Below are 26,750 nucleotides of genomic sequence, written 5' to 3' on the forward strand. Positions count from 1 at the left end.
CCAGGTGGGACATCGGTCAGTCGTCGATGTCTGATGATCCGGCCCCTGGGCCTGTTAAGGAGTTCATTGTGGCAGGTGAAGTTTCTGCAGTTGATGGCGCGCTCAAGCAGGGTGCCCAGGCCGTCAGTCAGTCACGGAGCGAGCTCCAGAGCGAGCTGAAGAGCCTCGAGGGCAAGCTCGCCTCGATCGGTCAGGCGTGGACGGGCCAGGGCGCGGTCGCGTTCAACCAGCTCATGACCCGGTGGCGTGAGGACGCGACCAAGATGGTCAGCGCCCTCGACGAGTTCGAGCGCAACCTCACCGACTCGGGCGCGTCCTACGACACGTCGGACGACCAGCAGTCCGCCGGCCTGAGCGCGCTCACCGCGCGTCTCGGCTGAATCACCCTCAACGGACCAGGAAGGACAGACACGATGAGCGATCTCAAGGTCAACTTCGGAGCACTCTCCACCGCAGCAGCAGACATCCAGTCGAGCTCGACCAAGCTCGAGCGCATCCTCGATGACATGGACCGTTCCCTCGCGCCGTTGCGGGCGAGCTGGGACGGCGAGGCATCCTCGGCCTACACCTCCGCCAAGGCCAAGTGGACGACCGCCATCACGGACATGAAGGCGCTGCTCAACGACGTCGGACGCCGTGTCGACTCGAGCAACAGCGAGTACCAGGCCGCAGAGCGCCAGAACACCGGACGCTGGTAGTCCTCGACTGCTGGCAACGTTGACGGTCGTGCCGAGGGTGCCCACAGAGGTGGCACGCCCTCGGCACGTGCCGTGAACGTTCCCGCAGCATCAGTCGGGCCGCGTCACCAGGTGACGCGGCGCGCATGGATGGTATATGCACGACCCGTGTGATGTGGATAGGTTGTGACCGGCATCCACGTGGCAGGACCGTGGCGTGGCACTCGGGCGGTACCCGGGTTCGCGCAGAGACGGTAACGACGAGAGGGAGATCATGAGTTACGAAGGTCAGGCTCCGCCACCCGGTGGCTTCCCGCCGAACGGTGAACCGCAGCAGTCCCCGCAGGTTCCCGGCGAGGGCGCCCAGGGTGGTCAGGCTCCCCAGGGTGGCTACGGCCAGCCGGCGCAGTACCCGCAGCAGCCCCAGCAGGGCGGTTACGCACCCGCGCCTGGTCAGTACGCTGCCCAGCCCGGCCAGTATGCTCCGCAGCCCGGCCAGCAGGGCTATGTCCCGCAGCAGGGCCAGTACGCTCAGGGCCAGTACCCCCAGGCGCCGACCGCGCCGAGGCCCAACCCCTTCACAGGGATCCCCGTCTCGGACTTCGTCCGGGACGGCCTCGCTGCGCTCCTGCTCCTCGTCTCCTTCGCGCTGCCGGTCACCTTCGGTCGTGGCTACGAGGGAATCGGTGACCGATTCCACTACGTGGTCACCTTGGTGACGATCCTCTCGGTCCTCTCCCTCGCCCTGCCCTACCTCGCCCGGGCGAGCGTGTTCCCGCCGAGCTGGACGGTGCACACCACGCGCCTGGTCCGGATGCTGGCCAACGCGCCCTACGTCGTCGTCGTCCTCGTCTACGTCGTCCTTGACGCCGTAACCAGCGACGAGACGACGGGAGTCGGCACGATCTTCGCGCTCGGCCTCGCCGGCGCGATCCTGGCTGCTCAGCCCCGCCAGTGCGAGATGGGTCCCGAGGACCTCGACCGCGGGGTGAGCAAGCTGTGGTGGACCATCACGGCCGCGATCGGTGCGTTCATCGCGCTCACCTACCTCGTCTCCTTCGTCCTCTTCCTGATCGATGTCGGTGACTACTCCGACTTCTACGGAGGGGTTGCCGTTGTCGGCACGATCCTGGCGTGGCTCTTCGCCGTCGCCTTCAGCCTGTGGGCGATCTACGGAACCGTCATCCAGCGCTCGCCGAGCTGGCGCCTGGTGCTGATCGGGCTGGGCACCATCCTGGTGTGCGTCTTCGTCTTCGGCGCAGGCGACGGCTCGTCGCTGCTCAAGCTCGAGTCGCTGCGCAACACCGGTGGGACGTTCCTCTTCCCGCTGTCCCTGCAGGACGGTCTCGGTGCGATCTTCGTTCCCGCTGCTGCTGCCGCGGCCGCTGCACCGGCGACGCTTCGCGCTCTGACGCGCGAACCCCGTGCCAAGACGTGGATCTCCACGGCCGTCCACGGATTCGACTACCTCGCCCTCGTCGGGGCGGCCACCGTCGTCAGCACCGCGATGTGGTTCTTCTTCGACAAGATCGAGCGCCCCACAGGAGTGGTGGTCACGACCATCATCCTGGGAGTTCTCATCACCGGCGCGGCCGTCTACGCCCGCCTCGCCCTCGCCAAGGACCCGGCATCCAACCGGATCCTGGCGCTCGGAGCAGCGGGAGGTGCCTTCGTCCTCGGACTGGTCATCGTCATCATGGTGCCGAGCGACACGATCTTGACGGGGAAGTACATCACCGTCGGGCACCTGCTCCTCGCCTTCGGGCTGCCGGCCCTCATCGCGATCGCGCTCACCGCGCCGAAGGAGGTCCGCGAGTACTTCGCGGCGAACCGTCCCGCACCGCGCGGCGTGAACAACGCCGCCTACCAGTGGTCCGCGCCGCCGGTCCAGGCCCCCGGGTACCAGTACCCGGGCCAGCAGGGGGCTCCCGCTCCCTACGGTTCGGCGCCCGTCGCGCAGCAGCCCTACGGCGCACCCGTGCAGGCGGCTCCGTGGCAGACCCAGGCCTCGTCCCCCGCCCAGGCGCCGGCTCCGACCTACCCGGGTCAGCAGGCGCCCCAGCAGGAGCAGGCTCCGGCCGCGCCGCAGCCGGTAGCTCCTCAGCCGGTCGCCGCGCAGCCGGAGGCCCCGGCCGCTGAGGCACCGACGTCGAGCGGCTTCACCGCCGCGCAGGCGCTCGACCCGGGCACCCCGGGTGCGGTCCTGGCGCAGATCGTCCAGGACGCCCCCGAGCTTCGCGCGCAGGTTGCTGCGAACCCGTCGACCTACCCGGCTCTGCTCGGGTGGCTCGGCCAGCTGGGCGACCCCGAGGTCGACGCGGCACTGCGTAACCGCCAGGGCTAGGTCAGCCACCTGCCACGACGGGGGCAGAAGGCGCATTCGCTCGACGGATGCACCTCCTGCCCCCGTTTGCCGTCTCCCACGAAATTCACAGAAGTTAGGTTGCCATGACGAATCCGAGCGAGTACACCCTCGCGCAGGCCGCAGATCCCTCGACCCCGGCCGCGCTCCTCGGCGAGATCGCGACGCACCGCCCGGACCTGCGCCCGGCCATCGCCTCGAACCCGACCGCCTACCCGGAGCTGCTCGACTGGCTCCGATCCTTCGCGGACCCAGCGGTCGACGCCGCGCTCGCGGCCCGCGGCGCAGCGGCGCCGGGTGCGCAGACGACCCAGGCGATTCCGGCGCCCGGCTACCCCGCCCAGACCCAGCAGCTCCCGACCGACCCGAGCCAGGGGGCGTACGCCTTCGGTCCTGGGGCTGCAGCGGCCGCTCCGGCAGGCCAGTGGACCCCGTACGGCACCGTCCAGGAGCCCGCTCAGCAGCCCGGTCAGCCCGGTCAGTGGACCGGCAGCCAGCAGAACGCGTGGGGGCCGCCGGTCGTCGGCGGTCCGAGCGGCTGGGGCCAGCCGCAGCAGGCCGCCAAGAAGTCCCGCAAGGGGATGTGGATCGGCATCGGTGTTGCCGGAGCGCTCGTGGTGGGTGGCGGGGCCTACGCCGCCAACGCGCTGTGGTTCTCCAAGGTGGGCGGGGCCAAGACGCCTGAGGCGGCCGCGACGCAGATGATCGAGGCGGCCGTGGCCAAGGACCTGGTCGGGGTGTACGGGGTCACCTCGCCTTCGGAGTTCGACAACCTGTCGACTGCCCTCACGCTGTTCTCTGACCGGCTGGAGTCCACCGGCGGCGTCGACGCGGGCGCCGTGACCGACGCCTACAAGGAGTACTTCGACGCCTTCGACCTCGAGCTGACCGATCTTGAGGTCGAGGTCGAGGAGCTTGAGGACGGGCTCGCGAAGGTGAACATCGTCGGCGGTCAGCTGACGATCGACGCGGATGCCGACAAGCTCTCCGACGCGACGATCACGCTGCTCGCAGACCTCGAGAAGGGTCCGCTTGCGGAGCTGCTCGACATGTCAGGCACGACGCTGCCCTCGGACACCGAGGTCCGCGACGCGGTCGAGACGACGATCGAAGACACCTTCCCCGTCGACGTCGCCGCTGAGGACCTCCAGCTCGACCCCTCCGAGATCGGCGCCGAGCTGGGCCTCGACCTCGGGGACGAGCCGATCGACCCGTTCCTCATCGTCGTCCAGGAGGGGGACAGCTGGTACGTGAGCCCGACCCTGACCATGCTCGAGTACGGCGCGATCTCACAGGGTATCGAGCGTGGCTCGATGCCCTCCGACGACCTCGCGGGCCACTACGACAGCCCCGAGGCCGCGGCCGAAGGCCTGGTCACAGGACTCAAGGAGTACGTGGAGACGAGCGACCAGGATGCGTTCCTCTCGGCGCTGCCGCTGGCCGACCGCCGGGCCATGACGCTCTACGGGAACAGCGACGAGCTCGACATGGACGGCCTCGCCGAGCTGCAGGAGGTCCTCGCTGCGAGCGATCTCACGGCCTCCTTCTCGGTCAGGGAGGAGAAGGACGGAGTCGCCTGGCTCCAGATCGACTCGCTGACCTTCTCCGGTGAGTTCGAGGGGACGACGGGCAGCATCGAGCTCGACGCCGAGTGCTTCTCGGCCGATCTCGACGGTGAGCAGGTCAAGGGCTGCCTCGACGACATCCCGGCGCTCAAGGAGCTCGGGATCGGGGATCTCTCGTTGATCGCCGTCGAGGAGAACGGCAGCTGGTACGTCAGCTACGCCGGCACGATGGGTGACTCCGCGGGGATCCTGGTAGCCAACGCCGTGCGCCTGTTCGACGAGGGCAAGCTCACGGACCAGCAGTGGTGGATGGACAACCTGGGCGTGCTCGGGGACGAGCTCTTCTGACGGGTCGGCCGGTGCGTGCGGGCAGGCCTCCCGCACGCACCGGCCCCAGGTAGGGGGAGGTCCGGATGGACTTCACCCGATGCCGCCCGGCAGGAGGGGTACAGTGTTTGACGTGCAACACGTTCAGCAGGTCTCCCTGCTCCTTCTGTGCCGCGACGAGGCCTCGTAGGCCGGTCCCTCGTCGCGGTGGTTGGTGTGCCGGCTTGTAGGACTCACCACACACAGATGCAGCACGCGAGACGAAGGATTCTTCCGCCATGAACGCACAAGCAGCCCCCCAGCAGCCCTCGGCGATGCCCGTGAGCAAGTACCTGCCCTACGCCCAGCAGTTCGCCGTCGACCTGCCCGGCCGGACGTGGCCCGACAAGGTCATCACGAAGGCCCCGCGCTGGTGCGCGGTCGACCTGCGCGACGGCAACCAGGCGCTGATCGAGCCGATGAACCCCGAGCGCAAGCTGCGGATGTTCGAGCTGCTCGTGGCCATGGGCTACAAGGAGATCGAGGTCGGCTTCCCCTCGGCGTCCCAGACGGACTTCGACTTCGTCCGGATGCTGATCGAGAAGAACCTCATCCCCGACGACGTCATCATCCAGGTGCTGACGCAGTCCCGCGAGCACCTCATCGCTCGGACGTACGAGTCGATCCGAGGGGCCAAGCACGCGATCGTGCACCTGTACAACTCGACATCGGTCCTCCAGCGTGAGGTCGTGTTCCGCACCGACCAGGACGGGATCGTCGACATCGCGCTGGAAGGCGCGAAGCTGTGCCGCAAGTTCGAGCAGACCATCCCCGAGACGACGGTCTACTACGAGTACTCACCCGAGTCCTACACCGGGACCGAGCTCGAGTTCGCGGCGCGGATCTGCAACGAGGTGATCGAGGTCCTCGAGCCCACCCCAGACCGCAAGGTCATCATCAACCTGCCCGCGACGATCGAGATGGCGACCCCGAACGTCTACGCCGACTCGATCGAGTGGATGAACCGGCACCTCAACCACCGCGAGAACATCATCATCTCGCTGCACCCGCACAACGACCGCGGGACCGCGGTCGCCGCCGCCGAGCTGGGCTACCAGGCCGGCGCCGACCGCATCGAGGGCTGCCTGTTCGGCAACGGCGAACGGACCGGCAACGTCGACCTGGTCACCCTCGGCATGAACATGTTCAGCCAGGGGATCGACCCGGAGATCGACTTCTCCGACATCGACCACATCCGTCGTACGGCTGAATACTGCAACCAGCTGTCGGTCCACGAGCGTCACCCATATGCGGGCGATCTGGTTTTCACCGCGTTCTCGGGCTCGCACCAGGACGCGATCAAGAAGGGCCTCGATGCGATGGCCGCGGCGGCCGAGGCCGCGGGCACGTCCGTCGACGACCTGGTCTGGGGCGTGCCGTACCTGCCGATCGACCCGCGTGACGTGGGACGCAGCTACGAGGCCGTGATCCGGGTCAACTCCCAGTCCGGCAAGGGCGGCATCTCCTACCTGCTCAAGACGGAGCGCCACCTCGACCTGCCGCGCCGCCTGCAGATCGAGTTCTCCCGGGTGGTCCAGGCGGTGACCGACGCCGATGGCCGCGAGGTGACCGGTGAGGACATCTGGCAGATCTTCGCAGACGAGTACCTCCCCGCCCCTGTTGGCGGACCGCTTGAGCCGTGGGGCCGGTTCTCCCTGCGCGGCACCCGGGCCTCGAGCGTCGAGGGTGGCCTGGACACCCTCTCGGTGGACCTTGTCGACAACGGTGAGCTGATCACCCTGGAGGGCTCCGGAAATGGGCCCATCGCGGCCTTCGTCGACGCCGTGTCATCGATCGGCGTCGATGTGAGGGTTCTCGACTACGCCGAGCACGCGCTCTCCGAGGGGGGCGACGCGTCGGCTGCGGCCTACGTCGAGTGCGCCGTCGGCGAAGAGGTCCTGTGGGGCGTGGGGATCGACCCGTCGATCACGACCGCCTCGCTCAAGGCGATCATCTCCGCCGTCAACCGTCAGGGCCGCACGAAGGAGTGATGCGCTCCCGCGATGGCGGACAATGGACCCGTGGTCCTGTATCGAGACGAAGCGTTGGTCCTGCGCACCCATAAGCTGGGCGAGGCAGACCGCATCATCACGTTCCTGACCCGTGAGCACGGCAAGGTGCGGGCGGTGGCCAAGGGCGTGCGCCGTACTTCCTCGAAGTTCGGCGCCCGCCTCGAGCCGTTCATGTTCGTCGATGTCCAGCTGCACGTCGGGCGCAGCCTCGACATCGTCACTCAGGCGGAGACGGTCGAGCCCTACGCCCGCGCGATCTGCGAGGACTACGGCCTGTACACCGCGGGTGCGGTCATGCTCGAGACCGCCGACCGCTTGGTCGACGCCGAGCGCGAGCCGGCCGTGCAGCAGTTCTGGTTGCTCGCGGGTGCGCTGCGGGCGCTGTCCTCGCGCGCGCACGCCCCCGGCCTCGTGCTCGACTCCTACCTGCTGCGCGGGCTGGCCGTGGCCGGGTGGGCCCCGACGTTCTCCGACTGTGCGCGCTGCGGTGAACCCGGGCCGCACCGGGCCTTCTCGGTCGCTCAGGGTGGGACGGTCTGCCCGCGCTGCCGCCCGCCCGGTGCGACTGCCCCGGCTCCGGAGACGATCGACCTGCTCGCGGCCCTGCTCAGCGGTGACTGGTCGGTCGCCGACCTCGCCGGAGAGCGGAACCGTCGCGAGGCCAACGGTCTCGTCGCGGCATACAGCCAGTTCCACCTCGAACGGTCCCTGCGGTCCCTGCGGATGGTCGACCGAAGCGAGCCCGCCGTGCCCACCCCCGCCGTGCCCACCCCCGTCACGCCCGACGTCCCTGTCGCCCACTGAGAGGTCCCGCCCATGGTCCGCGGCCGCAGAGCTGCTCTAGGTGCCGCCACGGCGCCCGCCCTCCCCGTGCCCCCGCCGGCGCACCCGTCGGGCGCCGTGGCGCCGGCGATCCCCCTGGAGTTCGTGCCCAAGCACGTCGCCGTCGTCATGGACGGCAACGGGAGGTGGGCGAACGCCCGTGGACTTCCGCGCACCGCGGGCCACGAGGCGGGGGAGGCGGCCCTGCTCGACGTCGTCGCCGGCGCGATCGAGGTGGGCGTCACGCATGTGTCCGCCTACGCCTTCTCGACCGAGAACTGGAAGCGCTCTCCCGAGGAGGTGCGCTTCCTCATGGGTTTCAGCCGCGACGTGCTGCGACGCCAGCGGGACACCATGAGCTCGTGGGGCGTGCGGGTGCGGTGGGCCGGGCGTCGGCCGCGGCTGTGGCGCTCGGTGATCAAGGAGCTCGAGACCGCGGAGGAGATGACCGCTGCGAACACGGTCTGCACGCTGACCATGTGCATCAACTACGGTGGCCGGGCGGAGATCGCCGACGCCGCGAAGGCCATCGCGCACGAGGTCGCCGCGGGACGGCTTGACCCCGACCGGATCACCGAGAAGACCGTCGCGCGATTCCTCGATGAACCCGAGCTGCCCGACGTCGACCTGTTCCTGCGGTCCTCGGGCGAGCAGCGGATCTCGAACTTCATGATCTGGCAGTCCGCCTACGCCGAGCTCGTGTTCCTGCCCGAGCCGTGGCCCGAGGTCGACCGGCGGAGCCTGTGGCGCGCCGTCGAGGAGTACGCCAGCCGTGACCGGCGCTACGGTGGCGCGGTCGACATGGCCGACGCTGCGGAGACCGACGACGGGCCCGACCCGCTGGTCGAGTCCTGACCGAGCCGGTGCTCAGGCCTGCGGGCCGTCGGTGCCTCCGGACGCCGCGGTGACGCGTGCGCGGGTTCGGGCGCTGCGGCGTCGGGCCAGCGTGATGAGGGCCGCGGTGGCGAGCAGCAGGGCTGCGAGGACCGCGATCCCCCAGGGGGAGCCAGCGGCGGCCGCCAGGGCTACCTCCCAGGCGGCCCAGCCGACGGTCGCATAGATCGTCGCGTGGATCATGCAGCCGAGGAGCATCGCAGGCAGGTAGCGCCGGAAGGGCATCTGGGTCAGGCCGGCGGCGGCGTTGACGACCGACTTGAATCCAACGGTGAAGAAGCTCAGCGGGACCGCGAGGACGCCCCAGCGGTTGAGCGCGGTGTTGCCCCGGGCCGCCGACGGGCTCTGGGACCAGGCCTGGGCACGGGCCAGCACCCGGTTCTTCGGCGCGGACCGGCCCACGGTCTGGGCCGCGACGAGACGGGCCAGCCAGTAGGTGGCCTGGGTGCGCACGATGACGATCGCGAAGAAGAAGCAGAAGATCGCGACGAAGGGCGCGCCGTCCAGGTCGGGCATGGAGCGTTACCGCCGCGCGGCGCAGTCGGCGCAGGTGCCGAAGAGCTCGATCGTGTGCTCGATGTCGATGAAGCCGTGGGTCGCCCCGACCAGGGAGGCCCACGCCTCGACCGTGGGGCCGTCGATCTCGATCGTCGCGCCGCACGAGCGACACACGAGGTGATGGTGGTGCTCGGTGCGTTCGCAGCGGCGGAAGAGGTTCTCTCCCTCCGCGGTGCGCAGCACGTCGACCTGGCCGGCGTCGGCCATGGTCTGCAGGGTCCGGTACACGGTCGCCAGTCCGGTGGTCTCCCCACGTGCGCGGAGCACCTCGTGCAGCTGCTGGGCGCTGCGGAAGTCCTCGGTCGCTGCCAGCAGGTCCGCGATGCTTGCGCGCTGGCGCGTCATTCGCTGCATGGCTGAGCTCCTTGCTCGAGTGAGACGTCGTCCAGCATATCGGGGTGGGGGTCCTGACCGGCCCTGCGCCGGCGCATGACGAGCGGGCGCGCGGCCGCCACGACCGCATAGACGGCGATGGCCAGCACGACGATCGTCGCGCCGGGGGACTGCGGCTGCCAGTACGTGATCGACAGCCCGACGACGCATACGGTGACGCCGACCGCCACGGCCACCACCATGGTGCGCCGGAAGGACGTGGTGACCAGCTGGGCGACCGCGACCGGGATCACCATGAGCGCGCTGACCAGCAGCAGCCCGACGACGCGCATCGACACGGTGACCGTGAGCGCGGCGATCACCGCGATGGCGATGTTGAGGGTGCGGACCGGCAGGCCCGAGGCCCGGGCGAACTCCTCGTCGTGGGAGACGGCGAACAGCGCGGCGCTCAGCCCGACCCCGACGGCCAGGATGACCGCGCCGAGGCCGAGGGTCAGGAAGAGGTCGGTCGTCGTGACGGTCGAGATCGACCCGAAGAGGTAGGACATGAGGTTGGCGTTCGTGCCGCCGGCGAAGCCGATGATGAGCACGCCGCCGGCCATGCCGCCGTAGAAGAGCAGGGCGAGGGCCACGTCGCCGCTCGTGCGGCCGCGCTCGCGGACCAGCTCGATCGTGATCGACCCGGCCACGGCCGCGACGACGGCGCCGGGAACCGCGAGCGCGTCGTTCTGGACGAGCCCCATCGCGGAGCCGACCAACCAGCCCAGGGCCACCCCGGTCAGGGCGACGTGCCCGATCCCGTCCCCGAGCAGGGAGAGCCGGCGCTGAACGAGGTAGGTCCCCATGACCGGGGCGGTGAGCCCGACGATGACGGCCGCGGCGAGGGACCGTTGCATGAAGGGGTCGGTGAGCATGCCGAGGAGCTCGGAGAAGATGGTGGTCATGATCCGAACCCTGCGTTGTGGATGAGCGGTGAGCCCTCTTCGGGGCTCTCGTGCGGGTGGACGTGGTCGTGCCCGGGGGTGGCGTGGGCCGCCGACGGCGGCAGCGCCCCGCCGTCGTGCACCTTGCGGCCGTGCTGGAGCACGACCGTGCGAGAGATGAGCGGGGCGAAGGTACCGAGCTCGTGGAGCACGACGAGGATCGTGGTGCCCAGCTCGACCAGACCTGTGAGAGTCACGGCGAAGGACTCCTGGCTCTGCTGGTCGACGCCGGCGACGGGCTCGTCGAGCACGAGCAGGTCCGGGTCGCGCACGAGCGCGCGGGCGATGAGCACGCGCTGCTGCTGCCCGCCGGAGAGCTCGCTCACCGCGCGGTCGGCACGGTCGGCCAGGCCTACGCGGTCGAGCGCGTCCATCGCGCTGGCCCACGCGCCCCGGGGCATCCGGATCCGCCGGCCGTAGAGCAGGCCCGAGGAGACCACCTCGAGGGCGGTCGAGGGAACCCCGGTCGTCGCGCTCACCCGCTGGGGCACGTATCCCACCCGCTGCCAGGGCACGGTCCGCCCGAGCGGTGTGCCGTAGAGGGTGACAGAGCCCGACGCGATGGGCAGGATCCCGACCAGGGTGCGCACGAGGGTCGACTTGCCCGAGCCGTTCGCCCCCAGCAGCGCGACGACCTCGCCTGCGGTCACGGACAGGTCGACGCCGCGCAGGATGCGGCTCCCGTCGAGGGTGACGTGCAGGTCACGAGCCTCGATGACCTGCTCGGGGGTGGTGGGGCGGCCGCTCATGCGCAACCGAGCCCGGTGCGCAGCGCCTCGAGATTGGAGAGCATGACCGAACGGTAGTCGCCGCCCGAGTCGTTCAGGCTCTCGAGAGGGTCCAGGACGGTCGCGGTGATGCCGAGGTCGCTCGCGAGGGTCTGGGCGACCTTCGGGCTGATCAGCGTCTCGAAGAAGATCGTGGAGACGCCGCGGTCGCGGATGGTCGCCGAGACCTCCTTGATCCGGGCCGGTGACGGCTCGGCCTCGGGGTCGATCCCGGAGATCCCGACCTGCTCGAGGCCGTAGCGGTCGGCCAGGTAGCCGAAGGCCTCGTGCGTAGTCACCAGGAGCTTGCTCGAGCACTGGGACAGGCCGGCGGTCAACTGGGCGTCGAGGTCGGTCAGGGACGCGACGAGCTCGGCCCCGCGGGCGGCGTACGTCTCGGCGTTGTCCGGGTCGATCGCCGAGAGCTCGGCGACGACGTCCTCGCTCACCGCAGCGAGCCGGGTGGGGTCGAGCCAGAAGTGGGGGTCGAGGACTCCGTGGTCGTGGCCGTCGTCGGCGGAGTGGCTGTCCTCGTCATTCTCGTCCGTGCCTTGGAGCTCGTGCGCCTGGAGGTTCGCGGAGTCGGCGGCGTCGACGACGTGCGCGGGCTCGCGGGCGTCGATCGCGGCGTCGACGGCCGGCTGGAAGTTGGACAGGAAGACCACGAGGTCGGCCTCGCCGACCTGGCGGGCCTTCGCGGGGGACAGCTCGAGGTCGTGCGGCTCTGCCCCGGGCGGGGTCAGCGAGGTGACGTCGACGAGGTCGCCGCCGATCTCCTCGGTGATGTACTGCAGGGGGTAGAACGAGGCGAGGACCTGGAGCCGGCCGTCGTCCGCTGCGTCGGAGCTGGCGCAGCCGGTGAGGGCGAGCGCGGCGCACAGGGCGCCGCCCGCGAGGGTCGCCAGGGTGCGACGTGAGGCGATGTACATGAACATCATTATCAATTAACGCGTTTGGTGGTGTCAACCGAGCGCGCTGTCTGCTGGGTCACCTCCGCCCCGAGTAACCTGGGTGGTTGGCGCACGACGTGCGCCAGTCACCTCTGCCCCACGAGCCACGTGCGGGCACCGAAGTCTCTTGGAGTGATCACCGTGGCCCAAGCGCCGTCCCACCTCGATTCCGTCATCTCCCTCGCGAAGCGTCGCGGCTTTGTGTTCCAGTCCGGTGAGATCTACGGAGGGTCGCGGTCCGCCTGGGACTACGGGCCCCTCGGTGTTGAGCTCAAGGAGAACATCAAGCGCCAGTGGTGGCGCACGATGGTCACGAGCCGCGACGACGTCGTCGGCCTCGACTCCGCGGTCATCCTGCCGCGCAAGATCTGGGAGGCCTCCGGCCACGTCGGGGTGTTCACCGACCCGCTGACCGAGTGCCTGTCCTGCCACAAGCGGTTCCGCGAGGACCAGATGCTCGAGGAGTTCGAGGAGAAGAAGGGCCGCGAGCCGGTCGGCGGCCTCGCCGAGATCGCCTGCCCCAACTGCGGGAACCGCGGGCAGTGGACCGAGCCGCGCGACTTCAACATGATGCTCAAGACATACCTCGGCCCCGTCGAGGACGAGTCAGGCCTGCACTATCTGCGCCCCGAGACCGCCCAGGGCATCTTCGTGAACTTCGCCAACGTGCTCGGCGCGAGCCGCAAGAAGCCGCCGTTCGGCATCGGCCAGATCGGCAAGTCCTTCCGCAACGAGATCACGCCGGGGAACTTCATCTTCCGCACCCGTGAGTTCGAGCAGATGGAGATGGAGTTCTTCGTCGAGCCCGGCACGGACAAGGAGTGGCACCAGTACTGGATCGACCTGCGCACCAACTGGTACGTCGACCTGGGCATCGACCGCGACAACCTGCGCCTCTTCGAGCACCCGCAGGAGAAGCTCTCCCACTACTCCACCCGCACGGTGGACATCGAGTACCGCTTCGGCTTCCAAGGGAGCGAGTGGGGCGAGCTCGAGGGCATCGCGAACCGCACCGACTTCGACCTCAAGACGCACAGCGAGCACTCCGGCAAGGACCTCAGCTACTTCGACCAGGGCAAGAACGAGCGCTGGGTGCCCTACGTCATCGAGCCCGCGGCCGGCCTGACCCGCTCGGTCATGGCGTTCCTCGCCGACGCGTACACCGAGGACGAGGCCCCCAACGCCAAGGGCGGGGTCGACGTGCGCACCGTGCTCAAGCTCGACCCGCGCCTGGCCCCGGTCAAGGCTGCGGTCCTGCCGCTCTCGCGGAACGAGCAGCTCTCCCCGAAGGCCCGCGACCTGGCCACCGAGCTGCGCAAGAACTGGAACGTCGACTTCGACGACGCCGGTGCGATCGGACGCCGCTACCGTCGCCAGGACGAGGTGGGTACCCCGTTCTGCATCACGGTCGACTTCGACACCCTCGACGACCAGGCAGTCACGATCCGTCACCGCGACGACATGTCCCAGGAGCGCGTCGCACTCGACCAGGTCACCGCGTACCTGGCCGCCCGCCTGATCGGTTCCTGAGCTGACCTGACCCGGGAAACCTGCCCGACGACGCGTTCTCCGGAGCCGCTCACGCCTCGCGTGGGCGGCTCCGCGCGTTCGCAGGACGGCGGCTCCGCGGCCGGGCATGTCGCCGCTCGGGTCGAGGGTGGGCCGCCTCGCTTGTCAGCTCGTGGCCAGACTGCGGTGGGATACTGGTGGGATGAGTTCCCCTTCTCCTGTCTTGAGTGCGCCCGCAGTCGGCCCGGCGCGCGGTGACCGGGCCACCTCCGGGCTGACCGCGCCCCTGCTGCCGCCCCTGCGCATCGGCCCGCACACGGTCCGAACTCCCGTCGTGCTCGCGCCCATGGCAGGTGTGACGAACACCGCCTTCCGCAAGCTGTGCCGCGAGCACGGCCCGGGTGGGCTCTACGTCGCGGAGATGGTCACGTCCCGGGCGATCGTGGAGCGCAACGTCGAGGCGCTGCGGATCGTCACCTTCGAGGAGGGCGAGTCGCCCCGCTCGGCCCAGGTGTACGGCGTCGACCCGGCGACCGTCGCGGCCGCTGTGAAGATCATCGCGGGGGAGGATCGCGCCGACCACGTTGACCTCAACTTCGGCTGCCCCGTCCCCAAGGTCACCAAGAAGGGCGGCGGCGCCGTCCTGCCCTGGAAGCGTGAGCTGTTCACCCGGATCGTCTCGGCGGCCGTGGAGGCCGCCGCGCCCTTCGGCGTGCCGGTCACGGTCAAGATGCGCAAGGGTATCGACGACAACCACCTCACGTACCTCGAGGCGGGCCTCATCGCCGAGCAGGCCGGGGTCGCGGCTGTCGCGCTGCACGCGCGGACCGCGGCCGACTACTACTCCGGGACGGCCGACTGGTCGGCGATTCGCCAGCTCAAGGAGACCGTCACGACCATCCCGGTGCTCGGCAACGGTGATATTTGGTCCGCCGAGGACGCTCTGGAGATGGTTCGCCAGACCGGGTGCGACGGCGTCGTCGTCGGGCGTGGGTGCCAGGGGAGGCCCTGGATCTTCGCCGACCTCGCGGCGGCCTTCAACGGTTCCGACGTGCGGATGAAGCCTGGGTTGGCCCTCGTCGCCGAGACGATCTACCGGCACGGCGAGCTCATGGCGGACTTCTTCGAGGACGAGGACAAGGGCACCCGTGACCTGCGCAAGCACATGGCCTGGTACCTCAAGGGCTACGCGGTCGGGGGCGACGCCCGCCGCGGTCTGGCGCTCGTCTCCTCGCTCACCGAGCTGCGCGAGCGCCTCGACGCTCTTGACCTCGACCAGCCCTACCCGGGCAAGGACGCCGAAGGTCAGCGCGGCCGCCAGGGCACGCCCAAGCAGCCGCACGTCCCCTACGGCTGGCTTGACTCCCGCGAGCTGAGCGACGAGCACCGAGCCAAGCTCCTCGAAGCCGAGCTGAGCGTCTCCGGCGGCTGACCTCGCCCAGGCCGTCCACCCGACCCCGTCCCAACCTCCCTGCCCACATACGCCGATAGGTGCACGAGTTCCGCCCTGCTTCGGTGAGAAACAGGGCGGAGCTCGTGCACCTATCGGTGGGTGACCGGGGTTTGGGTCAGACGGTCAGCCAGACCGTCGTGTCCTGGGGGACTCCGGCGCCCGTGAGCGGGCCGCTCGCGACGAGGACCTCGGCGCCGGCCGGCAGGGCCACCGGGGTCTCGCCGAAGTTCGTCAGGACGAGCACGCCGTTGTTGACGAAGGCGAGCACAGAGTCGGCACCGGCGAAGTCATCGACCCAGGCGAGAGAACCGAGGCCGAGGTCGTTGGCCTTGCGCAGGGCGAGGGCAGAGCGGTACATCGCGAACGTCGACCCCTCCGTCGAGCGCTGCACATCGGCCGCGCACGCCTTGTACGAGTCAGGCTGGGGGAGCCAGGACTTGCCGGTCGGGCCGAAGCCGTAGCCGGGCTTGTCCGCCTCCCAGGGCAGCGGCACGCGGCAGCCGTCGCGGCCGGCCTCGGTGTAGCCGGAGCGCCACCAGGCCGGGTCCTGACGCAGGTCGTCGTCCAGGTCGGTGTGCTCGGGCAGGCCAAGCTCCTCGCCCTGGTAGACGTAGGCGGAGCCGGGCAGGCCCAGCATCTGCAGGCTGGCGGCGCGCGCACGGCGCAGGCCGAGCTCGGCGTCGGGCTGGGGGTCGTTCGTGCCGATCCCGTTGGGACGCACGGCGGCGCCGGTCAGGCCCATCCGCGAGGCGTGGCGGATGACGTCGTGGTTGGAGAGCACCCAGGTGGTCGGGGCGCCGACCTCGTCGGAGGCCTCGAGCGAGGCTGTGACGACGCCGCGGAGCGCTGCCGCGTCCCAGGCCGTGGTGAGGTAGGAGAAGTTGAACGCCTGGTGCATCTCGTCGCTGCGGACGTAGCGGGCCAGCCGGCTCAGCGGCTCGACCCAGGCCTCGGCGACGAGCGCGCGGTCGCCGGTGTACTCGGCGAGGACCTTGTGCCACGCACGGTAGATGTCGTGCACGCCGTCCTGGTCGAACATCGGGCCGGAGTTGCCGGCGCCGGTCGAGCCGTCCTCGGCCGCCTCGTGGGCCTCCGTCGCGCCCTCGACCATGGACGTGTCACCGTCCCAGTCGGGCAGGCCGGGTGCCTTGACCATGCCGTGCGCGACGTCGATGCGGAAGCCGTCAACCCCACGGTCGAGCCAGAACCGCAGCACGTCCTCGAACTCCGCGCGGACCTCGGGGTGCTCCCAGTCGAGGTCGGGCTGGCGGGTGTCGAACATGTGCAGGTACCACTCGCCGTCGGTGACACCGTCGGAGGCGAGGGGAGAGGTGCGATCGCTCACGCGGGTCCAGGCAGGTCCGCCAAAGATCGACTTCCAGTTGTTCGGGGGAAGCTCGCCGGCCGCGCCCTTGCCCTCGCGGAAGAGGTAGCGGGCGCGCTCGGGGCTGCCGGGGCCGGCAGCGAGGGCGTCCTTGAACCACTCGTGGTCGTCGGAGGTGTGATTCGGGACGAGGTCGGCGATCACACGCAGGCCGCGGCTGCGGGCCTGGGCGAGGAGCTCCTCGAAGTCGGCGAGGGTGCCGAAGAGCGGGTCGACGTCGCGGTAGTCGGCGACGTCATATCCGGCGTCGGCCTGGGGCGAGCGGTAGAACGGCGAGAGCCACACGGCGTCGACGCCGAGCTCGACCAGGTGGTCCAGGCGCGAGGTGATGCCGGGGATGTCGCCGATCCCGTCGCCGTTGCCGTCGGCGAAGGAGCGCGGGTAGACCTGGTAGATCACGGCGGTCCGCCACCACTCGCGGGCGGACTCGCTCGCGGGATGGATGACGGTCGCCGCCGGGTTGGTCGAGGTCAGCTCGAGGGCGGGGGAGGCCACGGTCGAATCGATATGAGTCACGTCGACAAAGTCCTTGTCAGAGAGGGTGTGCTGGTCTGGAGTGGAGAGTTTGAGGGTGTCAGCCGTTGCGGAGCGCCGCGTGCAGGCGCATGTCCGGGGAGGCTCCGGTCGAGTTGCGAACGATGAGCTCAGGGTGGAACAGGAGTTCCGAGCGCGGCGTCGGTGCACCCGAGATGACGGCCATGAGCGCGCTGATCGCCGCGTGGCTCATGGCCGAGACGGGTTGGCGCACGGTGGTCAGGGGTGGGTCGGTGAAGGCGATGAGCGGGGAGTCGTCGTAGCCGATGATCGACACGTCCTCGGGGACGGCGAGCTTGCGCTGGTGCGCGGCGCGGACCGCGCCCAGGGCCATGAGGTCGGAGCCGCAGACGATCGCGGTGTGGCCTGAGTCGATGAGGTCCCCGCCGGCCGCCTGACCACCCTCGACCGTGAACAGCGAGGTGGAGATGTGCTCCGTGGCGTCCTCGATCCCGAGGTGACGGGCCATCGCCTCGCGGAAGCCGTCGACCTTGCGCTTGGCCGTGATGAACCGGTCGGGCCCGGTGGCCAGGCCGATCTTCTGGTGACCGAGGGAGACGAGGTGACGGACCGAGAGCTCCATCGCGGCGACGTCGTCGGCCGAGACAAAGGGGGCGTCGATCTCGGCGGCGTAGCCGTTGATGAACACGAGTGGGATACCGCGGCTGCGCAGCTGGTCGTAGCGGGTGCGGCTGGCCTGGGTGTCGGCGTGCAGGCCCGAGAGGAAGATGATCCCGTCGATCGAGTGGTCGAGCAGCATCTCGATGTACTCGTCCTCGGTCGTCCCGCCGGGGGACTGGGTGCACAGCAGCGGGGTGTAGCCGCGCTGGGAGAGCATGCTCTCGATGGTCTGCGCGAAGGCCGGGAAGACGGGGTTGGTGAGCTCGGGGACGATCAGCCCGACGAGACCCGCGGACCGGTTCCGCAGCTTCTCGGGGCGTTCGTAGCCGAGCACGTCGAGGGCGGCGAGAACGGCCTGGCGGGTCTCGGAGGCGACCCCGACCTTGCCGTTGAGAACCCGGGAGACGGTGGCCGTGCTCACGCCGGCCTGCTTGGCGAGATCGGTCAGTCGGGTCTTCGGTCCCAGCGCTTCGGATGGGAATTGAGTCAGGGACACACCAGACCTCCTCGTCTCGTGCCGGGCTACGTCGAGCCGGGTTCTGTGTTCGCGGGAACGTTCTTGCAGGGACTTGCAGATTGCCTGTCAGCGTCAGATGCTACGGCAGATCCTAGTGAACTCCTACGATCTGACGGAAGACTTGCAACGCAAACTGTCTCACAGTCGATCGTTGCATGAAAGTTACTGTAACGGCTTGCAGATCGTGGGGACTTCGGTTTAGGGTCGTTCTCATCAGGGCCAACGTCGGTGCTCAGCCAACGACGGCGGACTCAAACCACCTACTTTGGAGAAGACACAATGCGACGGAGCATTCTTCTTGCTGGCGTCCTCGCCAGCAGCCTCGCCCTCGGGGCATGCAGTTCGAGCTCGGACGACACCGCCAAGGAAACGCCCAAGCCGAGCGACTCCGCTTCGGCCGCGGCAGGCGGAAGCCTGACGATGTGGGTCGACGAGACCCGCTTGCCCGCCGTCACGGCAGCGGCTAAGGAGTACGAGAGCGCGACGGGCAACAAGATCGAGCTCGTGCAGAAGAACTTCGATGACATCCGCGCCGACTTCCTCGCCCAGGTCCCGACCGGTGAGGGCCCCGACATCACCGTCGGCGCCCACGACTGGCTCGGCGAGCTGACGTCCAACGGAGTTGTCGAGCCGATCGAGCTCGGAGACCTGGCCAGCGGGTTCGAGCCTGTCGCGCTGCAGGCCTTCACCTTCGACGGCTCGGTCTACGCCCTTCCGTACGCGATCGAGAACATCGCCATCATCCGCAACACGGCGCTCGCCCCCGAGGCCACTCCGGCAACCTTCGACGAGATGATCGCCGCAGGCCAGGCCACCGGTGCCACGTACCCCTTCCTCATTCAGGTGGACGAGAAGGGGGACGGCTACACCATGTACCCGTTCCAGACGTCCTTCGGTGCCCCGGTCTTCAAGCAGAACGACGACGGTTCCTACACCTCCGAGCTCGCGCTCGGCGGTGAGGCCGGCAACAACTTCGCCACCTGGCTCGCCACGCAGGGCACGGCAGGGATCTTCAAGACGACGATGACCTACGACATCGCCACCGCAGCCTTCGCCGCGGGAGAGTCCCCGTACATCCTGGGCGGTCCGTGGATGGTCGACATGTTCAAGGAAGCTGGCATCGACGTCGCGATCGACCCGATCCCGAGCGCGGGTGGCGAGGAGGCTCGCCCCTTCACCGGTGTTCAGGGCTTCTACATCAGCGCCCAGAGCAAGAACAAGATCCTTGCCGCTGACTTCCTGACCAACTACATGTCCACCCAGGAGGCCCAGGTCGCCCTGTTCAAGGCCGGCAACCGTACTCCTGCACTCATCGCCGCCGCCGACGAGGTCTCCGCAGACCCGATCGCAGCAGGGTTCCGCGCGGTCGGCAAGAACGCTGTCCCGATGCCGTCCATCCCCGAGATGGGTTCGGTCTGGTCCTTCTGGGGCGTGACCGAGGCAGGAATCATCTCCGGAACCCTGGACCCGGTCACGGGCTGGGAAAAGATGGTCTCAGACATCCAGGCGGCAATCGGCTGATCGTCGTCGACTACACCTGATCCGAGTGACGTGCAGCCGACATCACGTCGGTTGCACGTCATTCGGTCATTTTGCCCGTAGTCTCAGTTTGTCCATCGCTGCGCCGCCGACGAGGCTGCGTGGATTGCACGGAGGTCCCGATGAGTTCGCCCAAGCCGCCGAAGGTGGAATCCCACCAGAACAGTGACGACCCCGCGGATGTGCTGGTACCGGCAGAGCCGGTCAGGAAGCGCCCATACCGTGAGTCTCACGCTCGCAACTATTCCGCAGGGTTCTTCGCCAAGCTGGCGCTGCTTGCGATCATCGACGCCCTAGGCGTCTACGTCGTCATGGCGGCCTGGGGGCAGGACAACGCGCTCATCGCATGGAGCATGGTCGCGCTGCTCCTGGTGACCAACTACGTGTACTTCTCCAAGCGCGCACTGCCCATGAAGTATCTGCTTCCTGGGCTCGCCTTCCTGCTCATCTATCAGATCTTCACGATCGGCTACACCGGCTACATCGCGTTCACCAACTACGGCGACGGCCACAACTCCAACAAGGAGCAGGCCATCGAGGCGCTGCTCATCCAGAACGAGAAGCGTGTCGAGGGCTCGTCCGGCTACAAGCTGTCCGTCGTCGAGCAGGACGGCACCCTCGGCTTCGCGATCGTGGACGACGGCGTGGTCCTCGTCGGAACCGCCGAGACCCCGCTGGAAGAATCCGCAGGAGCCGTCATCGAGGGTGGCCGGGTCGTGTCCGTCCCCGACTTCACGGTGCTGGGCATCAACGACATCGTCACCCTGCAGAAGGAGGTCTCGAACCTCCGCGTCCCGTTCTCCGAGGACCCCGAGGCCGGCTCGATCCGCACGCAGGATGCCAGCAACGGCTACGTCTACCACTCGATCCTCGAGTACGACTCCGAGGCCGACACCATGACCAACGTCCAGACGGGCGTGGTCTATCAGCCCAACGACGTGGGGCAGTTTGAGTCTCCGGACGGTGACGTGCTGCCCGTCGGTTGGCGTGTTGTGGTCGGCTTCGACAACTTCAAGACCGCCTTCGGTGACTCCCGATACTCCGAGCCATTTGTCAAGGTTCTCGTGTGGACGATCGTCTTCTCGGTCCTCTCGGTGATCACGACGTTCGCGCTCGGACTCTTCCTCGCGGTCGTGCTCAACGACGAGCGGGTCAAGGGGCGCAGGATCCTGAGATCGGTGATGATCCTGCCGTACGCCTTCCCGGCGTTCATGAGCTTCTTGCTCTGGCGGGGGATGCTCAACACCGACTACGGATTCATCAACACGATCCTGCTCGGCGGTGCCGACATCCCGTGGCTGTCGGATCCGAACCTGGCCAAGCTCGCGGTGCTCGGCGTCCAGCTGTGGGTGGGCTTCCCCTACATGTTCCTTATCTGCACGGGAGCCCTGCAGTCCATCCCGGGCGATGTCATCGAGGCGGCGAAGATCGACGGAGCCGGTGTCGCGCGGATCTGGAAGTCGGTCACCATGCCGTTGCTTCTCATCGCCGTCGCGCCGCTGCTCATCTCGTCCTTCGCCTTCAACTTCAACAACTTCAACATCATCGAGATGCTCACGGGAGGTGGTCCACGTTTCGTCGACGCCTCCGTGCCGGTCGGGCACACGGACATCCTCATCACCATGGTCTACGCGATCTCCGGGCTCGACGGCGGAGCCGCGAAGAACTATGGACTCGCCAGTGCACTGTCGATCGTCATCTTCATCATCGTGGCGACGATCTCGGTGATCGGCTTCCGCAGGACGCGCTCGCTCGAGGAGATCATCTGACATGGCACACACAACTGTCACGGCACCCAGTTCACAAGCGCTGCGCACGTCGCTCAAGGGCAAGCGGTGGTGGCGTGAGCTGGGATGGCGCTACGTCGTCATCGCCTTCGCGATCATCTATGCCATCTTCCCGATCGTGTACATCTTCTCCGCGTCGCTCTCCACGAGCGGGACCCTGACCGGATCGAACCATCTGTTCGCGACGGTGACGGGTGCGAACTACGCAGCCCTGGGGGACACGAAGTTCTGGACCTGGGCGGTCAACACCTTGTTCATCGGGACAGCGACGGCGATCGGCACCGTGCTCATGGGTGCGGCGGCCGCGTACGCCTTCTCGCGGTTCCGCTTCACCGGACGCCGGGTCGGGCTGACTAGCCTGCTGGTGATCCAGATGTTCCCGCAGCTGCTCGCCTTCGTCGCGGTCTTCCTGCTCCTCTTGTCCCTCGGGAACGCGGTGCCGGTGCTCGGGCTGAACTCACGCATCGCGCTGATCATGGTGTACCTCGGTGGCGCGCTCGGGGTGAACACGTTCCTCATGTACGGGTTCTTCAACACGATCCCCAAGGAGCTCGACGAGGCGGCGAAGATCGACGGGGCCACGCACGGCCAGATCTACTGGACGATCGTCCTGAGGCTCGTCGCCCCCGTGCTCGCCGTGGTTGGCCTCCTGAGCTTCATCGGGTCGTTCTCCGACTTCCTGCTCGCCAAGCTGGTGCTCCAGTCGGAGTCCAACTGGACGCTCGCGGTGGGGCTGTACGCCTGGGTCTCCGACCAGCTCTCGGCCAACTGGGGCCTGTTCGCGGCGGGCGCGGTGATCAGCGCCATCCCGGTCATCGCGCTGTTCATCTTCCTGCAGAAGTACATCGTGTCCGGTCTGACGGCGGGATCAATCAAGTAATGACCCCCAAGCCCCACGGTGCGGGTCACCTCCTCGGCGACCCGCACCACGACGGATCGTCCCTGTACGTCTCCACCCTCGTGCCGCGCCTGGGCGAGAGCGTGACCGTTCGCGTGCGCATCCCGTTGGGCTTCGCCGAGCGCGGCGTCCACCTGCGAGTCGTGCGCGACGGCGAGCCGCGCATGTCCCCAGCCCGCCTCACCGAGGTCACCGACACGGACCGCTGGTACGAGGCCGAGGTCCTCGTGCACAACCCGGTGACGAGCTACCGCTTCTTCATCGACGCACCCGGCGGCTACCTCTGGCTCAACGGGCGCGGCGTGTTCGCCCGCGAGGTCCCCGACATCGCCGACTTCCGCCTCACAGTCTTCGAGCCCGCGCCGGTGTGGATGACCGACTCGGTCGTCTACCAGATCTTCCCCGACCGCTTCGCCCGCGCGATCGATGACAAACCGCTGCCCGACTGGGCCCTGCCGGCCGAGTGGGACGACGAGCCGATCGGATCTGGCCACGGCGTCGCCACCCAGCTCTACGGCGGCGACCTGCCCGGCGTGCGCGAGCACCTGGACCACCTCACGGAGCTCGGGGTCGGGACCGTCTACCTCACGCCGATCTTCCCGGCACGGTCCAACCACCGCTACGACGCGACGACCTTCGACCGGGTCGACCCGCTGCTCGGCGGCGACGAGGCGCTCATCGACCTCTCCCGCGCGGTCCACGACCGTGGCATGCACATCATGGGCGACATCACGACGAACCACACCGGTTCCGGGCACGAGTGGTTCACGACCGCCCAGGCGGACCGGAGCAGCGAGGAAGCGTCCTACTACTACTGGACCGACGACGCGACCGGCTACGTCAGCTGGCTCGAGCACGCCTCGCTGCCCAAGCTCAACTACGGCTCCGCGGCCCTCGCCCGGCGGATGATCGAGGGCCCCGCCTCGGTGATCGGCCGCTGGGTCGCACCGCCGTACTCCCTCGACGGCTGGCGGGTCGACGTCGCGAACATGACCGGCCGCTTCGCCGACCAGGACACGACGCACGAGGTCGCCCGCACCATCCGAGCCACGATGGCCGCCGTCAACCCCGAGTCCGTCCTCGTCTCCGAGCACTTCCACGACTCGGGCGCGGACATGATGGGCGACGGCTGGCACGCCAACATGAACTACTCGGCGTTCACCCGCCCGGTGTGGTCCTGGATCGTCGCCCCCGACTCCGCCGTGCCCGCGCTCGGCCTGCCCACGACGCTGCCGCGTCGCTCGGGCAAGGACATGGTCGCCGCCATGCGCGACTTCGACGCCGTCGTGCCGTGGAAGGTCATGGCCACGCAGTGGAACATGCTGGGTTCCCACGACACCCCGCGGCTGCGCTCGCTCGCCGGCTCCCTGGAGATGGTCGAGGTCGCCGCAGCCCTGCTGTTCACCTACCCCGGGACACCGGTGCTCTTTGCCGGGGACGAGGTGGGCGCCCAGGGACTCAACGGCGAGCACGCCCGCGTGACGATGCCCTGGGATGATCCCGATCGTTGGGACTCCGACACCTTCGAGGTGTACCGCAGGCTCATCGCGCTGCGCCGCTCGAGCGAAGCGCTGCGCGAGGGCGGTCTGCGCTGGGTCGTCGTCGACGACGACGCCGTGGCCTACCTGCGCGAGTCGGCCGAGGAGTCGGTGCTTGTGCTTGTCGCCCGCGCACCGTGGGCCGGGGCGACCCTGCCCGGGTCGTTGGTGGCGCAGGGGAGCGCGGCACAGAACCTCTATGGCGGCGCCCCGCTCACCGCGTCCGACGCCGGCCTCGCTCTGCCCGGGGACGGCCCGGGCGTGCAGGTCTGGCGGCTGCGCTAGGCATACTGCTGGGCAACGCCGCGGTGGTCGATATGGTTGACCCGTGCCACACACTGACGCAAGCCGTACCCCGAGCACCTCCGGCTACACCAAAGCCGACCGCGCACGGTGGGTCAAGGAGGCGCCCAAGAGCAAGTCCCGGTCGCCCTTCGAGCGGGACCGGGCGCGCATCGTGCACTCGTCGGCGTTGCGCCGGCTCGGGGCGAAGACCCAGGTGCTCGGCCCGGAGTCGGACGACTTCATCCGCACCCGCCTCACCCACACTCTCGAGGTCGCCCAGGTGGGCCGCGAGCTCGGCAAGGCGCTCGGCTGCGATCCGGACGTCGTCGACACCGCGTGCCTGGCCCACGACCTGGGCCACCCGCCGTTCGGGCACAACGGTGAGCGGGCCCTGGCCGACCTGGCCAAGGACATCGGCGGCTTCGAGGGGAACGCCCAGACGCTCCGGCTGCTCACCCGGCTCGAGGGGAAGGTGTTCTCCGACGACGGCCGCGGCGTCGGGCTCAACCTCACCCGGGCGAGCCTGGACGCCTCCGTGAAGTACCCCTGGGCCTACCGCCAGGGCCCGCTGCGCCTGGACGGGCGTCCCACGCACAAGTTCGGTGTCTACGCCGACGACATGCCCGTGTTCGAGTGGCTCCGTGAGGGCGCGCCCGACGGCGTGAAGTGCCTCGAGGCCCAGGTCATGGACCTGGCAGACGACATCTCCTACTCCGTGCACGACGTCGAGGACGGGATCGTCGGGGGGCGTTTCGACCTCGCGGTGCTCGCCGCGGACGAGGAGCGGGCCCGGGTGATCGACGCCGTGCAGACCTGGTACGGGCACCTCATCTCACCCGACGGGCTCCGCGAGGCGATCGACCGCCTCGATGCCGCCGGGCTCCTGGTCCAGGGCTTCGACGGCTCGCGCCGGGCGCTCGCCACGCTCAAGGACACCACGAGCTCGCTCATCGGCCGCTTCGCCAAGGCCGCCGAGAAGGCCACCCGGGCCCAGTACGGCGACGGTCCGTTGACCCGTTACGCGGCGACCCTCGTGGTCCCCGAGCACACCCTCGCCGAGATCCTCGTCCTCAAAGGGCTGGCCGTGGCGTACATCATGGCCCCCCGCGAGGCCGAGCCCCTCTACATCCACCAGCGTGAGCTGATCGCCGACCTCGTCGAGGTCCTCGGCGAGCGGGCACCGATCGCGCTCGAGCCGGCCTTCGCGGCCGACTGGCGCGAGGCGGACGACGACGCCCGGCGGCTGCGGATCGTCATCGACCAGGTCGCCTCGTTGACCGACATCAGCGCTGCCCAGTGGCACGCCCGGCTCGTCCAACCGGGGCGCGTGCGCCGCTGACCGGGTCGGTGGCGCGGACGGGACTCAGGACGACGCCATCCACTCGAGCATGCGGCGCTCGACCTCCTCGTTGCTCACGTCCTCGATGTGCTGGCTGAGGAACCACCGGTGCCCGTAGGGGCAGCGCAGCGTCGCGGTGCGGTCCCCGTGGAACTGGTCCGCGGGCGCCAAGACGGACCGCGCCCCCGCCGCGACGGCGCGGGCGTACGCGGCGTCGACGTCGACGACGTTGATGGTGAACGAGGCGTGGGTGGGGCCCTCCGGGTCCGGAGCGACCGAACCAAAGTCGGGCATGGCCTCCGCGACGGTGAACGTCGAGTTCCCCAGGCGCAGCAGCGAGTGCATGACCTGACCGCCCGCCTCGAGCGTGGAGACGACTTCGGCGCCGAAGGCCCGGGAGTAGAAGTCGATGGCCTCGACGGACCCTGTGACCGAGATGTTCGTGTGCAGCGTGCTCATGCCTGCGGGGATCGGATCGACCATGGTGTGCTCCTCGTGCGATGACGGACGTGCTGGTCCTCCCAGTCTCTGTCGGTCGCAGGTGGCACGCTTGGAAGAATGCGACACAGTCCCACGCCAAGAACCGGCGTCCCGTCCCCGAGCGCAGGCGTCGGCGGCATCGTCGACCCGGCGGCCGCCCGTCGGGCATTCACCCTCGAACGCCTGGACCCGGCGCCCGACCTTGAACCCTTCGTCGAACGGCACTGGGTGGTGCGCTGGGACCTCGAGCCCGGGGTGACGTTCGCGCAGACGATCGTCCCGCACCCGTGCGTCAACCTCGTGGCGGAGCCGCACCTCTTCGCCGCCCACGGCACGCCCGCCGGGCTGTTCACCAAGGACCTGAGCGGGCGCGGGGTCGCGGTTGGGACCAAGTTCCGGCCTGCGGGCTTCCACGCCTTCCTCCACCGTCCCCTGACCGAGCTCCGGGACCGGGTCGTCCCGGCCGCGACGATCTTCGACCCGGCCGACTAGACCGCCGACCAGACCGCCGACCAGACTGCCGAGCTGGCGCTCGCGGCCGCCGAACGCGGTGACACCACATCCGCGCTCGCGGCCG

The 26,750-nt window shown here is 69.0% G+C and carries 23 protein-coding genes; 15 read left to right on the forward strand and 8 right to left on the reverse strand.

The window, feature by feature from the left end; genetic code table 11:
• The first annotated feature begins 68 nt into the window (after positions 1-68).
• The 7 genes from BLQ50_RS12555 (at position 69) to BLQ50_RS12585 (ending at position 8,659) form a co-directional block, all read left to right on the forward strand.
• Complete coding sequence (locus tag BLQ50_RS12555) at positions 69-380, forward strand: WXG100 family type VII secretion target (RefSeq protein ID WP_093184134.1); 312 nt, start codon at positions 69-71, stop codon at positions 378-380.
• A 33-nt stretch (positions 381-413) separates the two neighbouring features.
• Complete coding sequence (locus tag BLQ50_RS12560; protein WP_093184136.1) at positions 414-698, forward strand: WXG100 family type VII secretion target; 285 nt, start codon at positions 414-416, stop codon at positions 696-698.
• A 253-nt stretch (positions 699-951) separates the two neighbouring features.
• A complete protein-coding gene (locus BLQ50_RS12565; protein WP_093184137.1) occupies positions 952-3,021 on the forward strand; it encodes a DUF7937 domain-containing protein in 2,070 nt (689 codons plus the stop codon).
• A gap of 104 nt (positions 3,022-3,125) precedes the next feature.
• The gene (locus tag BLQ50_RS12570; protein ID WP_093184139.1) at positions 3,126-4,952 is read left to right on the forward strand and encodes a variant leucine-rich repeat-containing protein; all 1,827 of its coding nucleotides are present in this window, start codon (positions 3,126-3,128) and stop codon (positions 4,950-4,952) included.
• A 257-nt stretch (positions 4,953-5,209) separates the two neighbouring features.
• Positions 5,210-6,961, forward strand: coding sequence for a 2-isopropylmalate synthase (gene leuA, locus BLQ50_RS12575; protein ID WP_093184140.1), 1,752 nt, complete (start codon positions 5,210-5,212; stop codon positions 6,959-6,961).
• 30 nt (positions 6,962-6,991) lie between these two features.
• A complete protein-coding gene (gene recO, locus BLQ50_RS12580; RefSeq protein WP_093184369.1) occupies positions 6,992-7,786 on the forward strand; it encodes a DNA repair protein RecO in 795 nt (264 codons plus the stop codon).
• Positions 7,787-7,798: 12 nt separating this feature from the next.
• Positions 7,799-8,659, forward strand: a complete 861-nt coding sequence (locus BLQ50_RS12585) for an isoprenyl transferase (protein ID WP_093184142.1) — start codon at positions 7,799-7,801, stop codon at positions 8,657-8,659.
• A gap of 12 nt (positions 8,660-8,671) precedes the next feature.
• On the opposite strand, the gene BLQ50_RS12590 is transcribed toward BLQ50_RS12585, so the two are convergent.
• The 5 genes from BLQ50_RS12590 to BLQ50_RS12610 are packed head-to-tail and all read right to left on the reverse strand — an operon-like array spanning position 8,672 to position 12,277.
• A complete protein-coding gene (locus tag BLQ50_RS12590; protein ID WP_093184144.1) occupies positions 8,672-9,214 on the reverse strand; it encodes a DedA family protein in 543 nt (180 codons plus the stop codon).
• 6 nt (positions 9,215-9,220) lie between these two features.
• Complete coding sequence (locus BLQ50_RS12595; RefSeq protein WP_093184145.1) at positions 9,221-9,610, reverse strand: Fur family transcriptional regulator; 390 nt, start codon at positions 9,608-9,610, stop codon at positions 9,221-9,223.
• Positions 9,598-10,533, reverse strand: coding sequence for a metal ABC transporter permease (locus BLQ50_RS12600; protein WP_093184147.1), 936 nt, complete (start codon positions 10,531-10,533; stop codon positions 9,598-9,600). The genes BLQ50_RS12595 and BLQ50_RS12600 overlap by 13 nt, the downstream gene beginning before the upstream one ends.
• Positions 10,530-11,321: a metal ABC transporter ATP-binding protein gene (locus BLQ50_RS12605; protein WP_093184148.1), complete on the reverse strand. Its 792-nt coding sequence runs from the start codon at positions 11,319-11,321 to the stop codon at positions 10,530-10,532. Before BLQ50_RS12605 ends, BLQ50_RS12600 begins: the two co-directional genes overlap by 4 nt.
• Complete coding sequence (locus BLQ50_RS12610; RefSeq protein ID WP_093184150.1) at positions 11,318-12,277, reverse strand: metal ABC transporter substrate-binding protein; 960 nt, start codon at positions 12,275-12,277, stop codon at positions 11,318-11,320. The genes BLQ50_RS12605 and BLQ50_RS12610 overlap by 4 nt, the downstream gene beginning before the upstream one ends.
• A 153-nt stretch (positions 12,278-12,430) precedes the next feature.
• Between BLQ50_RS12610 and BLQ50_RS12615 the strand changes: the two genes are divergently transcribed.
• Both BLQ50_RS12615 and dusB read left to right on the forward strand, forming a co-directional pair.
• A complete protein-coding gene (locus BLQ50_RS12615; RefSeq protein ID WP_093184371.1) occupies positions 12,431-13,819 on the forward strand; it encodes a glycine--tRNA ligase in 1,389 nt (462 codons plus the stop codon).
• 181 nt (positions 13,820-14,000) lie between these two features.
• Complete coding sequence (dusB, locus tag BLQ50_RS12620) at positions 14,001-15,230, forward strand: tRNA dihydrouridine synthase DusB (RefSeq protein ID WP_093184151.1); 1,230 nt, start codon at positions 14,001-14,003, stop codon at positions 15,228-15,230.
• 136 nt (positions 15,231-15,366) lie between these two features.
• Here dusB and BLQ50_RS12625 read toward each other — a convergent pair whose 3' ends face one another.
• Both BLQ50_RS12625 and BLQ50_RS12630 read right to left on the reverse strand, forming a co-directional pair.
• Entirely contained in the window at positions 15,367-17,151 is a 1,785-nt protein-coding gene (locus BLQ50_RS12625) for a glycoside hydrolase family 13 protein (RefSeq protein WP_093184153.1), read from the reverse strand.
• Positions 17,152-17,209: 58 nt separating this feature from the next.
• Positions 17,210-18,280 carry a LacI family DNA-binding transcriptional regulator gene (locus BLQ50_RS12630; protein ID WP_093184374.1) on the reverse strand — a complete coding sequence of 357 codons (1,071 nt, stop codon included), beginning with the start codon at positions 18,278-18,280 and terminating at the stop codon, positions 17,210-17,212.
• Positions 18,281-18,586: 306 nt separating this feature from the next.
• Here BLQ50_RS12630 and BLQ50_RS12635 point away from each other — a divergent pair, with 306 nt between their 5' ends.
• The 5 genes from BLQ50_RS12635 (at position 18,587) to BLQ50_RS12655 (ending at position 25,693) form a co-directional block, all read left to right on the forward strand.
• The gene (locus BLQ50_RS12635) at positions 18,587-19,828 is read left to right on the forward strand and encodes a sugar ABC transporter substrate-binding protein (RefSeq protein ID WP_093184154.1); all 1,242 of its coding nucleotides are present in this window, start codon (positions 18,587-18,589) and stop codon (positions 19,826-19,828) included.
• Between the two features lie 140 nt (positions 19,829-19,968).
• Entirely contained in the window at positions 19,969-21,615 is a 1,647-nt protein-coding gene (locus BLQ50_RS12640; protein WP_093184156.1) for an ABC transporter permease subunit, read from the forward strand.
• Between the two features lies 1 nt (position 21,616).
• The gene (locus BLQ50_RS12645; RefSeq protein ID WP_093184157.1) at positions 21,617-22,513 is read left to right on the forward strand and encodes a sugar ABC transporter permease; all 897 of its coding nucleotides are present in this window, start codon (positions 21,617-21,619) and stop codon (positions 22,511-22,513) included.
• Positions 22,513-24,354 (forward strand): glycoside hydrolase family 13 protein, encoded by a 1,842-nt coding sequence (locus BLQ50_RS12650; protein WP_093184158.1) that lies wholly within the window; start codon positions 22,513-22,515, stop codon positions 24,352-24,354. The genes BLQ50_RS12645 and BLQ50_RS12650 overlap by 1 nt, the downstream gene beginning before the upstream one ends.
• 43 nt (positions 24,355-24,397) lie before the next feature.
• Positions 24,398-25,693 carry a deoxyguanosinetriphosphate triphosphohydrolase gene (locus BLQ50_RS12655; RefSeq protein WP_093184160.1) on the forward strand — a complete coding sequence of 432 codons (1,296 nt, stop codon included), beginning with the start codon at positions 24,398-24,400 and terminating at the stop codon, positions 25,691-25,693.
• Between the two features lie 24 nt (positions 25,694-25,717).
• Here BLQ50_RS12655 and BLQ50_RS12660 read toward each other — a convergent pair whose 3' ends face one another.
• Positions 25,718-26,176: a VOC family protein gene (locus BLQ50_RS12660; RefSeq protein WP_093184161.1), complete on the reverse strand. Its 459-nt coding sequence runs from the start codon at positions 26,174-26,176 to the stop codon at positions 25,718-25,720.
• Positions 26,177-26,251: 75 nt separating this feature from the next.
• Here BLQ50_RS12660 and BLQ50_RS12665 point away from each other — a divergent pair, with 75 nt between their 5' ends.
• The gene (locus tag BLQ50_RS12665; protein WP_093184163.1) at positions 26,252-26,665 is read left to right on the forward strand and encodes a DUF6597 domain-containing transcriptional factor; all 414 of its coding nucleotides are present in this window, start codon (positions 26,252-26,254) and stop codon (positions 26,663-26,665) included.
• Positions 26,666-26,750: the final 85 nt, after the last annotated feature.

The organism is Sanguibacter gelidistatuariae (assembly GCF_900096585.1).
GTDB lineage: Bacteria > Actinomycetota > Actinomycetes > Actinomycetales > Cellulomonadaceae > Sanguibacter > Sanguibacter gelidistatuariae.

What these genes read in the sequence shown, in the direction of transcription:
- leuA (WP_093184140.1), top strand. Translation starts at nt 5,210, where the DNA reads ATGAACGCACAAGCAGCCCCCCAGCAGCCCTCGGCGATGCCCGTGAGC.
- BLQ50_RS12590 (WP_093184144.1), bottom strand. Translation starts at nt 9,214, where the DNA reads ATGCCCGACCTGGACGGCGCGCCCTTCGTCGCGATCTTCTGCTTCTTC.
- BLQ50_RS12665 (WP_093184163.1), top strand. Translation starts at nt 26,252, where the DNA reads ATGCGACACAGTCCCACGCCAAGAACCGGCGTCCCGTCCCCGAGCGCA.
- BLQ50_RS12660 (WP_093184161.1), bottom strand. Translation starts at nt 26,176, where the DNA reads ATGGTCGATCCGATCCCCGCAGGCATGAGCACGCTGCACACGAACATC.
- BLQ50_RS12645 (WP_093184157.1), top strand. Translation starts at nt 21,617, where the DNA reads ATGGCACACACAACTGTCACGGCACCCAGTTCACAAGCGCTGCGCACG.
- BLQ50_RS12650 (WP_093184158.1), top strand. Translation starts at nt 22,513, where the DNA reads ATGACCCCCAAGCCCCACGGTGCGGGTCACCTCCTCGGCGACCCGCAC.
- BLQ50_RS12635 (WP_093184154.1), top strand. Translation starts at nt 18,587, where the DNA reads ATGCGACGGAGCATTCTTCTTGCTGGCGTCCTCGCCAGCAGCCTCGCC.
- BLQ50_RS12585 (WP_093184142.1), top strand. Translation starts at nt 7,799, where the DNA reads ATGGTCCGCGGCCGCAGAGCTGCTCTAGGTGCCGCCACGGCGCCCGCC.
- BLQ50_RS12570 (WP_093184139.1), top strand. Translation starts at nt 3,126, where the DNA reads ATGACGAATCCGAGCGAGTACACCCTCGCGCAGGCCGCAGATCCCTCG.
- BLQ50_RS12560 (WP_093184136.1), top strand. Translation starts at nt 414, where the DNA reads ATGAGCGATCTCAAGGTCAACTTCGGAGCACTCTCCACCGCAGCAGCA.
- BLQ50_RS12640 (WP_093184156.1), top strand. Translation starts at nt 19,969, where the DNA reads ATGAGTTCGCCCAAGCCGCCGAAGGTGGAATCCCACCAGAACAGTGAC.
- BLQ50_RS12610 (WP_093184150.1), bottom strand. Translation starts at nt 12,277, where the DNA reads ATGATGTTCATGTACATCGCCTCACGTCGCACCCTGGCGACCCTCGCG.
- BLQ50_RS12595 (WP_093184145.1), bottom strand. Translation starts at nt 9,610, where the DNA reads ATGCAGCGAATGACGCGCCAGCGCGCAAGCATCGCGGACCTGCTGGCA.
- BLQ50_RS12605 (WP_093184148.1), bottom strand. Translation starts at nt 11,321, where the DNA reads ATGAGCGGCCGCCCCACCACCCCCGAGCAGGTCATCGAGGCTCGTGAC.
- dusB (WP_093184151.1), top strand. Translation starts at nt 14,001, where the DNA reads ATGAGTTCCCCTTCTCCTGTCTTGAGTGCGCCCGCAGTCGGCCCGGCG.
- BLQ50_RS12600 (WP_093184147.1), bottom strand. Translation starts at nt 10,533, where the DNA reads ATGACCACCATCTTCTCCGAGCTCCTCGGCATGCTCACCGACCCCTTC.
- BLQ50_RS12565 (WP_093184137.1), top strand. Translation starts at nt 952, where the DNA reads ATGAGTTACGAAGGTCAGGCTCCGCCACCCGGTGGCTTCCCGCCGAAC.